Origin of the sequence: Mycobacterium intermedium (genome assembly GCF_002086275.1) — a bacterium.
Taxonomy (GTDB): Bacteria; Actinomycetota; Actinomycetes; order Mycobacteriales; family Mycobacteriaceae; genus Mycobacterium; species Mycobacterium intermedium.
This window is the reverse complement of record NZ_MVHT01000075.1, coordinates 23,392-34,529: the sequence shown is the minus strand read 5'-3', so window position 1 is coordinate 34,529 and position 11,138 is coordinate 23,392. Positions and strand designations below refer to the sequence as shown.

Annotated in this window: 2 protein-coding genes; both read left to right on the top strand. The window is 69.7% G+C overall.

The genetic code is table 11. The features are described 5' to 3' along the window. Positions 1 to 5,661, top strand: a 5,661-nt coding sequence (locus BST27_RS22355) for a type I polyketide synthase (RefSeq protein WP_083148635.1), incomplete at its 5' end; no start/stop codon positions are given. Then, on the top strand, positions 5,661 to 11,114 hold the full coding sequence (locus tag BST27_RS22350) for a type I polyketide synthase (protein ID WP_069418878.1): 5,454 nt from the start codon (positions 5,661 to 5,663) through the stop codon (positions 11,112 to 11,114). The genes BST27_RS22355 and BST27_RS22350, both read left to right, overlap by 1 nt. Positions 11,115 to 11,138 lie beyond the last annotated feature (24 nt).

Sequence of the window (11,138 nt, the reverse complement as noted above, 5' to 3'; positions counted from 1 at the left end):
ATCGCCTGTTCACGTTGGGGAATGCTGTCGCCCGAGGGACGCTGCAAGACGTTCGACGCCGACGCCAACGGCTATGTGCGCAGTGAGGGCGCCGGGGTCGTGGTGCTCAAGCGGTTGTCCGACGCCCAACGCGACGGCAACCGCATCCTGGCCGTGGTGCGCGGCTCGGCGGTCAACCAGGACGGTGCCAGCAGCGGGGTCACCGTTCCCAACGGCCCGGCGCAACAGGAGCTGCTGCGCCGGGCGCTGCAGGCAGCCCGGTTGACCCCCGCCGATATCGATTACATCGAGGCGCACGGCACCGGCACCCCGCTCGGCGACCCGATCGAACTCGACTCGCTGAGCAAGGTTTTCGACGACCGCCAAGGCCGCGACCCGCTGGTGCTGGGCTCGGTGAAGACGAACCTCGGACACCTCGAGGCGGCAGCTGGTATCGCCGGATTCATGAAAACCGTGCTCGCGCTGCAAAACCGGCACATCCCGCGGCATTTGAACTTCCGCCAGCTGACACCGCATGTCAGCGAGGGTGTGACGCGGTTGAACATCGCGGCGGACGGTATGGACTGGCCGCCCACCGACCGGCCCCGCCGGGCGGGTGTGTCGTCGTTCGGTGTCAGCGGGACCAACTCGCATGTGCTGATCGAAGAGGCGCCCGAACCGGTTGTCTCGCAGCATGTTCCACAACCGCCGGTATCGAAGCTGGTGATCTTCGGCAAGACCCCGCAACGGGTGGCCGCGACCGCGGGCGTGCTGGCGGACTGGCTGGAGGGTCCCGGCGCCGCCACCCCGCTGGCTGACGTCGCGCACACGCTCAATCACCACCGGGCTCGCCAAGCCAGGTTCGCCACCGTGGTTGCCCGCGACCACGCCCAGGCCATCGCGGGCCTACGGGCACTGGCCGGCGATCAGCCAGCACCCGGCACCGTCGGCTGCAATAGCGGCCCCGGCGGACCCGGCACGGTGTTCGTGTATTCCGGGCAGGGCTCGCAGTGGGCCGGCATGGGACGCCGGCTGCTGGCCGACGAGCCCGCATTCGCCGAGGCGATCTCCGAGTTGGAGCCGGATTTCCTTGAACAGACCGGGTTTTCGTTACAGGAGACACTGACCGAGGGCCGCGACGTGGTGGGCATCGACCGCATCCAGCCCGTCCTTGTCGGTATCCAGCTCGCGCTGACTGCGCTGTGGCGCCACTACGGGGTCACCCCCGACGCGGTGATCGGCCATTCCATGGGTGAAGTGACGGCCGCCGTCGTGGCCGGGGCACTGACCCGGGCCGAGGGCTTGAAGGTGATCGCCACCCGCTCGCGGCTGATGAGCCAGCTCTCCGGCCAGGGCGCGATGGCGCTGCTGGAGCTGGACGCGGACGCGGTCGCGGCACTGATCGCCGACTATCCGCAACTGACCCTGGCCGTGCATGCCTCACCGCGCCAGTCGGTGATCGCCGGACCCCCCGAGCAGGTGGACGCCGTCATCGCAACCGTTGCGGCGCAGGACCTGCTGGCGCGTCGCATCGAGGTCGACGTCGCGTCGCACCACCCGATCATCGATCCGGTGTTGCCGCAATTGCGTTCCGCGCTGAGCGATCTGCGGCCCAAGCCCCCTGCCATCCCGCTCATCTCCACGGTCCACGACGTTCCAGCAGGCTCACCCGGCCCGGTGCCGCTCTTGGATGCCGACTACTGGGCTGCCAACCTGCGCAACCCGGTCCGGTTCCACCAGGCCGTCGCTCAAGCCGGCGAGAACCACCACACCTTCATCGAAGTCAGCCCGCATCCCCTGCTCACCTACGCGATCACCGACACCCTGGGTGCGACCGGGAACCAGGCCAGCCAGGGCGCCCATGTCGCGGGCACGCTGCACCGGGACACGGACGACACCATCACGTTCCACACCAACCTCAACGCCACCCACACCACCCGTCCACCCGACACCCCGCATCCACCCGAACCCCACCCGCAGCTGCCGCTGACCCCGTGGCAGCACACCCGGCACTGGATCACGGCGAGCTCGACCGTCTCGTACGGCGCGGACACCCACCCGCTGCTGGGCATCGGCGTCACCGATCCCACCAACGGCACCCGCGTGTGGGAATCCGAGGTCAACCCGGAGCTGCTGTGGCTGGGCGACCACCGCGTCCATGACGCGTGCGTGCTGCCCGGCGCGGCATACGCGGACATCGCGCTGGCCGCGGCGACGCAAGCCTTTGACAACGAGTCGTGGATGATCCGAGAGCTCAGCCTCGACCAGTTGATGCACGTCGACGGCAACACGCTCATCGTCACCACCCTGACCGGAGACAGCCAGTTGTGCCGGGTCGAAATCCGCACCCGCAGTGCTGTTTCCGGCTGGACGACGCACGCCACCGCCACGCTGGCGCCCGCCCCGGACGCGGCTGTCGACGTCGTGGACCCCGGGCCCGACGGCGGGACCGAACTCGACCCCGACGAGCTTTACCAGCGGCTGCGCGCGGCCGGCCAACAGCACGGCCCGGCGTTCCAGGGGATCGTCGGCCTGGCCGTTCTACCGTCCGGATCGGCTCGCGCCGCGGTGCGACTGCCCGCGGCGGCGAAGGCCGGCGCGCGCAAGTTCCCGCTGCATCCGGTCATGATGGACGTCGCCTTGCAGACGCTGGGTGCCACCGAGTTGGCCACCCAATTGGCAACGGGGGCAACGGGACAGCGGGCCACGGTGCTTCCGGTGCGCTTCGGCGGCGTTCGCGTGTACGGCGACGTGGTCGAAGGTGCTTACGCGATCGGTTCACTCGCCCCGACCGACAGCGCGGATCGGTTGGCCGGGCAGGTCTCACTCTTCGATGACCACGGCCGGCTGCTACTAGGGATCGACCACGTCGAGATGGCGGTACTGCAGTCGCGCGGGGGCGCAGCGGAACTCAACAACCGCCTGTTCACGGCGCAGTGGGAACCAACACCGCTGGACGGCTCGGCCGGCGAGTCCGCTGCACTGCTGCTGGTCGGCGACGGCGATGCCCTGGCCGCCGCGCTCGACACCCGAATCGACCTGTGCGAGCTGGTCTCCGGAGCCGACGAGGCGGCCCTGCACGCGGCGATCACCCGACGCGACGTCGAATGGGACGGCATTGTCGTGGTCAATCCCGCCCGCGCGGTCGACGAAGCCAAACCCGTGGCAGAGCAGCTGGAGCTGGCCCGGCAACGGGTGCTGCGGATCGCCGACATCGTCCGGACGGTCTCCCGGATCGGCGCGCGCAACAGCCCCCGGCTGTGGATCGTCACCCGCGGCGCCCAGCAGGTAGACCCCGGCGAGCCGGTCACACTGCCGCAGGCACAGCTTCGTGGCATCGCCCGGGTGCTGACGTTCGAACACCCGGAGCTGCGCACGACCCTCGTCGATGTCGACGCCGACGGCACGGGGCCACTTTCAGGTCTGGTCGACGAATTGCTGGGAAACGCCGACCACGACGAGGTGGCATTGCGCGACGGGCGGCGGTTTGTGCGTCGCCTGGTGGCGGCGCCGGTGACGCCTGCCGGCGAACTCGCCGTCGAAAGCCGGAACGTCACCGTCGATATCGACGCCGGCGGCGCGTTCACGCTGGAACTCGGCGGAGCCGACGGAGTGAAATTCCACGCGGCCAGGCGCGTCCCGCCCGGGGCCGGCGAGGTCGAGGTCCGCGTTCACCTCGCGGCGTTGGACGGCGGCGAGTGTGTGGGCGTGGTGACCGCGGTCGGCCCCGAGACTCCCCGGACCGGGTCCGTCCAAGAAGGGCAGCGCGTCATCGCCTTCGGCGCAGCGGCGATCGGGTCGCATCTCAGCACGTCCGCGGATCTGGTTTTCCCGCTTCCGGACTGGCTCTCGGACATGGAAGCCGTGGGATACGGGAAGGCCTACCTCACGGCCTGGCACGCGCTGTGCACGGTCGGGCGGTTGGCGCGCGGGGAACGCGTACTGATCCATTCGGCGCCGGACGGCGTCGATGTGGCCGCGGTGCACATCGCCAAGAGAATCGGCGCGGTGATCTACGCGACGACCCCGCATACTGGGGCATCGGATGACAAGCGCGCACTGTTCGCGGACCTGGGCGTCCACCACGTGGGAGATTCGCGCGGTGTGGGGTTCGCCACAGAGATTCTGGACCGCACCGACGGTGCCGGGGTCGACGTCGTCCTCAACTCGCTTCCCGGAGAAGCGCTTCGCGCGGGAATGCAGACCCTCGCCCCGGGTGGACGATTCATCGAACTGGGCAAGAACACCGACACGTCGATCGGGGTCGCCGCGCTGGCCCGCAGCGCGTCGTTCTCGGTGGTCGACATCGATCTGAACCTGCGGTTGCGGCCGAGCCAGTATCGCGAAAACTTCGCAGAGATAGTGCAACTCGCCCAACAGGGTGAACTGCCGCCCCTGCCGGTCAGCGAGTTCGGATCCGAGGACGCCGCGGGCCGGACCGTCATCACGATTCCGCAGACCGGCCGCGTCACGGCGTTGGCGTCGCCGCCGGCCCAGCCGCTGGTCAGACCGGACGGCGGATACATCATCGCCGGCGGCATGGGCGGCCTCGGCTTGGTGACCGCACGCTGGCTGGCGCAGCAGGGCGCGGGATTGGTTGTGGTCAACGGACGTTCGGCGCCCAGCCCGGACGTGCTCAAAGAGATCGAGGAGATCACCGCCGAGGGTGGCCGGGTGGAAGTGGTCACCGGCGACCTGTCGGACCCCGACACCGCGCGACGCCTGGTGGCTGCCGTGGCCGACGCCGGCTTCCCGTTGGCCGGTGTCGTGCACAGCGCCATGGTCCTCGCCGACGAAATCGTGCTGAACATCTCCGATTCCGCGTCCGCGCGGGTGTTCGCCCCGAAGGTGGCCGGTGGTTGGTGGTTGCACGAAGCCACCAAACACGCCGACGTCGATTGGTGGGTGTCGTTCTCCTCTGCCGCCTCACTTCTCGGCGCGCCGGGCCAAGGCTCCTACGCCGCCGCGAACTCCTGGATCGACGGACTGGTCGCGCACCGGCGCTCGCTCGGGTTGCCCGCGACCGGAATCAACTGGGGCCCGTGGGCCGAGGTGGGCCGCGCTCAGTTCTTCGCCGACCTCGGCATCTCGATGATCACCCCCGAGCAGGGCCTCGCGGCGATGCAACTGGTGCTGTCGGCCGACCGGGCCCGCACCGGCGTGTTCGCGCTCGACGCGCGGCAGTGGTTCCAGTCCTTCCCCGCCGCGGCGGGTTCGTCGTTGTTCGCCAAGCTGCAGGAATCGATAGCCGTCGAACCCCGCACGGGTGGCCGCATCCGGGCCGAGCTGGATGAGCTTGCCCCACAAGACCGTCCGGCCTACCTCGCCGCGGCCATCGCCGACGAGATCCGGGCGGTGCTGCGTTCGACCGAACCGATCGACCACGACCAGCCGATGGAATCGCTGGGCCTGGATTCGCTGATGGCGCTGGAATTGCGGAACAGGTTGGAGGCGAGTCTGGGTACGACGCTGCCGGTCGCCCTGGTGTGGGCCTACCCCACCATCACCGACCTCGCCGGTGCGCTCTGTGAACGGCTCGGTTATGCACCAGCCTTGGAAAGCACGGAAGGCACAGCCGCCGAAGCGATCTCCGACGCGGACTTGTCGGACGAGGAAATGGATTTGCTGTCGGACCTGGTCGCAGCAAGTGAGTTGGAAGCTGCAACGGAGGGCGTCGAGTAATGACGAGTCTGGCCGAACGCGCGGCCCAAATGACACCCAAGGCGCGCGCGGTGCTCGCGCGTGAGTTGGTGCGTGCGGGCACGCCGTTCCCCACCGACGTCGCCGAGCCGATCGCGGTCGTCGGCATGGGATGCCGGCTGCCGGGGAATGTGTATGGGCCGGAAGACTTTTGGCAGCTGCTCCTCGACGGCCGCGACACCATCCGCGAAGTGCCCGCCGACCGCTGGGACGCCGACGCGTACTACGACCCGGACCCGGAAGCGTCGGGCAAGATGACCACCAAGTGGGGCGGCTTCGTCGACGACGTCGCCGGATTCGACGCCGACTTCTTCGGTATCACCCCGCGCGAAGCCGCCGCCATGGACCCGCAGCAGCGGATGCTGCTGGAGGTGTCCTGGGAGGCCCTCGAACACGCCGGGGTGCGACCGGATTCGCTGACCGGGACCCGCACCGCCGCGATCATGGGGCTCTCGACCTGGGACTACACCATCGTCAACATCGAGCGCCGGGCGGAGATCGACGCGTACGTGAGCACCGGCAATCCGCACGCCGCCGCGGTCGGCCGCATCGCCTACCTGCTGGGGCTCCGCGGCCCCGCGGTGGCCGTGGACACCGCGTGCTCGTCGTCGCTGGTTGCGGTGCACCTGGCGTGTCAGAGCCTGCGACTGCGGGAAAGCGATGTCGCGCTGGCCGGTGGGGTGCAGCTCGCGTTGTCGCCGTTCGCGGCGATCGCGGTGTCCAAGTGGTCCGCACTGTCGCCGACGGGACGCTGCAAGACATTCGACGCCGGCGCCGACGGCTTCGTACGCGGCGAGGGGTGCGGGGTTCTGGTACTCAAGCGACTGGCCGACGCCACCGCGGCCGGCGACCGGGTGCTGGCGGTCATCCGCGGTTCGGCGATCAACCAGGACGGCCGCTCCAACGGCCTGACCGCCCCGAATCTGCTGGCGCAGCGGGAGGTCATCAACACCGCGCTGAAGCAAGCCGGAGTGACGGCCGACACCGTGAATTACGTCGAGACCCACGGCACCGGCACCATGCTGGGCGACCCGATCGAATTCGAAGGATTGGCAGCCACTTACGGCGTCGACAAGGGCACCGGCGCGGCCAGGTGCGCGCTCGGCGCGGTGAAAACCAATCTGGGACATCTGGAAGCCGCGGCCGGGGTCGCCGGGCTGATCAAGGCGATTCTGGCCGTCCGCAACGCTTACATCCCACGCAATTTGAACTTCACCCGGTGGAATCCCGCCATCGACCCCTCGTCGACGCGCCTGTTCGTGCCGACCCAAGGCACGCCCTGGCCAGGCACGGGTCCGCGCCGGGCGGCGGTGTCGTCGTTCGGCCTGAGCGGGACGAACTCGCACGTGGTGATCGAGCAGGCCCCGGAACCCGCGGACCCTGTTGCCCCGCAGCCCGATCCGGCTGCGGTCGCGACGCTGGTGATATCCGGCAAATCGCCCAAGCGGATGGCCGCGACCGCGGCGACGCTGGCGGACTGGTTGGACGGCCCCGGCGCGAAGACGCCGTTGCCCGACGTGGCGCACACGCTCACCAAGCACCGGTCCCGGTACCCCAAGTCGGGCACGGTGGTGGCCCGCGACCACGCCGAAGCGGTGGCCGGCTTGCGTGCCCTGGCCGCTGGGAAGCCCGCAGCCGGTGTGCTCGGCCCTCAGGAGCGGACCCCCGGTCCGGGTACCGTTTTCGTCTATTCCGGACGCGGATCGCAGTGGGTCGGCATGGGACGCCGGTTGTTGGCAGACGAGCCCGCCTTCGCCCAAGCCATCGCCGAACTGGAACCCGATTTCCTTGCTCACGCTGGGTTTTCGTTGCAGGAGGTGATCGCCGAAGGCAAGGAACTGGTCGGTATCGAACAGATCCAGCTCGGGCTGATCGGCATGCAGCTGGCGCTGACCGCCCTGTGGCGCTCCTATGGGGTGCGGCCCGACCTGGTGATCGGACACTCCATGGGCGAGGTGGCCGCCGCCGTCGTCGCCGGCGCGCTCACGCCCGCCGAGGGACTCCGGGTGACCGCCACCCGGGCCCGACTGATGGCGCCCCTCTCCGGGCAGGGTGGCATGGCGCTACTCGACCTCGATGCCGCGTCGACCGAAGCGCTGATCGCCGACTACCCCCAGGTGACGGTGGGCATCTACAACTCCCCGCAGCAGACCGTCATCTCCGGGCCGACCGAGCAGATCGACGAACTGATCGAGCGGGTGCGCTTCCAGGACCGCTTCGCCAGCCGGGTCAACATCGAAGTGGCCCCGCACAATCCGGCCATGGACGCGCTGCAGCCCGCCATGCGGGAGGAGTTGGCCGACCTGACCCCGCGGCCACCGAAGATTCCGATCCTGTCCACCACCTACGAAGACCTCAGCACCCGCCCCGTCTTCGATGCCGAACACTGGGCGACCAACATGCGCAACCCGGTGCGTTTCCAGCAGGCCATCGCCTCGGCAGCCGCTAACGCCCACCAACACACCTTCATCGAGGTCAGCGCGCACCCACTGCTCACCCACGCGATCACCGAAACGCTAGGTGGCGAGACCGAATACCTGAGCGTCGGAACGCTGCACCGCGACACCGATGACACCGTCACCTTCCACACCAACCTCGCCGCGCTCGGGCGCACCCCGGAGACCAGCGGGAGTCTCGCCGACATCCCGACCACGCCGTGGCAGCACGTGCAGTTCTGGGTCGAGGGCCGTTCGGTAGCGGATTTGCTTGCCGCCGAAGCACATCCGCTACTCGGCGTGCACGTCGAGGTTCCGTCCAGCCAGGATCACGTGTGGCAGGCCGACGTCGGCACCGAGGTGTCACCGTGGCTGGGTGATCACAAGGTGTTCGGCCAACCCGCCCTGCCGGCCGCGGCGTATGCCGAGATCGCCTTGGCCGCCGCGTGCGAGGCGCTGGGCCTGCCGGCCGAAGCGGTGTCGATCAACCAACTCGAGGTCGAGCAGATGCTCACCCTCGAAGACCACACGACGCTGAGCACCCAGTTGATCCGCAACGGAGACAACAAGGTTCGGATCGAGATCTACTCCCGCGGCTCCGGTGGCTGGACCCGGCATGCCGTGGCCAAAGCGCAACCCGCACAACCCGACGACCAGCCCCCGACCACGGCCGGCGGTCAGACGGAAGTCTCCGTGCCACCGGGTGATCTGTATGCGGTGCTGCGCCAGGCCGGCCAGCACCACGGCCCCGCGTTCGCGGCGCTGACCCGGATCGACCGTCTTGCGGACGGTTCGGTGGAAACCGAGATCACGCTTCCCGACGAGGCGCCCAAGCATCCCGGCTATCGGCTCCACCCGGCCATGCTCGACGCCGCCCTGCAGAGCCTGGCCGCCGCGATGCCCGCCGACGGGCTGTCCGGCTCGGCCGGATCGTCGGAAGCCAGTTATCTGCCGGTCTCGTTCGAGAGTCTTCGGCTGTACGGCAACCCGGGCCGCTATGCCCGGTGCCGGGCCCGGCTGAGCAACCTCGACGAAGGCGGCACCGGCAAGCTCGGCCGGGTCATCCTCACCGACGCGGCGGGCAACGTCACCGCCGAGATCAACGACATCTACCTGCGGTCCGTCGAGCGCCGCAGCGTGCCACTCCCGTTGGCGCAGAAGGTCTTCGAAGCCAGCTGGGTAGCACAGGGCCTGGCCGACGCAGCGGCGACCGCGCAAGTACCGGGCAGCTGGCTGGTGCTCGCCGGTGCGAACCCGCTGGCCGAACAGTTCGTCGACGGCTGGCGCGACGACGAACGGCGCGTGATCACCGCCGACCTGGCCGACGAACCGGGGGTGCTCGCCGCGTTCGCCGAAACCGCGGGCGATCCCGAACGCCCACCCGCCGGCGTCGTCATCTTCGTGCCGGAGGTCTCCTCGGACCCCGAAGCCGGGGTCACCCAGGCCCGGGATCTGGTCTGGTCGGTCGGCACCGTGGTGCGTGCGGTCGTGGGCGGCTGGCACGGTGAGTCGCCGCGGCTCTGGCTGGTCACCCGCAGCGGTCTCGCGGTTGACGGCAACGAACCGGGGCAGCCGGCGGTCGGCGCGTTACGGGGCCTGGTGCGGGTCCTGGCCTACGAGCATCCGGAACTGCGCGCCACCCTGGTCGACTTGGACGCCGCGCAAGATCTAGCCGGGGCGACGGCGACGCTGCGGGCCGAACTCGAGGCGCCCGAATCCGCCGCGCTGAGCACGGTGGTCGCGCGGCGCGGCGAGCGCCGCTACGTCGAACGGCTGGCTCGGGCCACCGACGCCACAGTCACTGCGGCGCAGTCTGATTCGGTGGTCCGTTCCGGAGGGTCCTACATCATCAGCGGTGGTCTCGGTGGCCTGGGTCTGGTGGTCGCCCGGTGGCTGGTGGACAACGGGGCCGGCCGGGTGGTTCTCAACGGGCGCAGCGAACCCGCCGAAGAGCAGCGCAAGATCTTGGCCGAGCTGGAAGACCGCGCCGAGATCGTGATCGTGCGCGGCGATCTGGCCGCCCCGGGTATCGCGGACAGGCTCGTCGCGGCGGCCGAGGACGGCGGCCGGCAGCTGCGCGGCATCGTGCACGCGGCCGCGGTCATCGACGACAGCCTGCTCTATTCCATGACCAGGGAAAGCCTGGAACGGGTGTGGGCCCCCAAAGCCGTCGGCGCGCAGCGGTTGCACCAGGCGAGCGCGGGCCGCGCCCTGGACTGGTGGGTGGGGTTCTCCTCCACGGCTTCGCTGCTCGGCGCCCCAGGGCAGGGCGCTTACGCGTGCGCGAACGCATGGCTCGACGCTCTGGTCGATGCCCGGCGGGCGGCCGGACTGCCTGCGGCGGTGATCAACTGGGGACCGTGGTCGGAGGTCGGCATGGCGCGGACCCTGGCCAACAGCGTGCTGGACCCCATCACCCCGGCCGAAGGCATCGAGGCGATGGAGTCGCTGCTCGCATCGGGTAGAGGCCACACCGGCGTCGCCCGGCTGCGCGCCGACCGCGCGCTCATCGCCTTCCCCGAAATCCGCGGTCACGACTTCTTTGCCGCGGTCGTGCAGGAGCTCGACGCGGCGGGCGGCGGTGACGACTGGGCCGGACCCGACGCGCTGCGCGACCTGGACCCGGCCGAGGCCGCCCGCGTCATCGCCGACCAACTGCGCGGCCGGATCGCTGCGGTCATGGGCTACGCGGACCGAACGGCCGTTGACACGACGCAGCCGTTGCTCGACCTCGGGATGGATTCGCTGATGGCGGTGCGGATCCGCAACACCACCCGCGCGGACTTCGGCGTGGAGCCCCCGGTGACGCTGCTGCTGCAGGGCGCGTCACTGCAGGACGTGACCGCCGACCTGATGCGCCAACTCGGCATCGCCAACCCAGAGCAGACCGGGGGCGCGGGGGGCGGCGAAACCCTGAAAAGTAGTGCCACTGTTCGTGACCGCGCCCAGCAGCGCGCGGCCGCGCGACAAGGAGCCGCAATGCGGCGAAAGCGAGGATAGATCGAGTGACTGAGCTGGTTGACA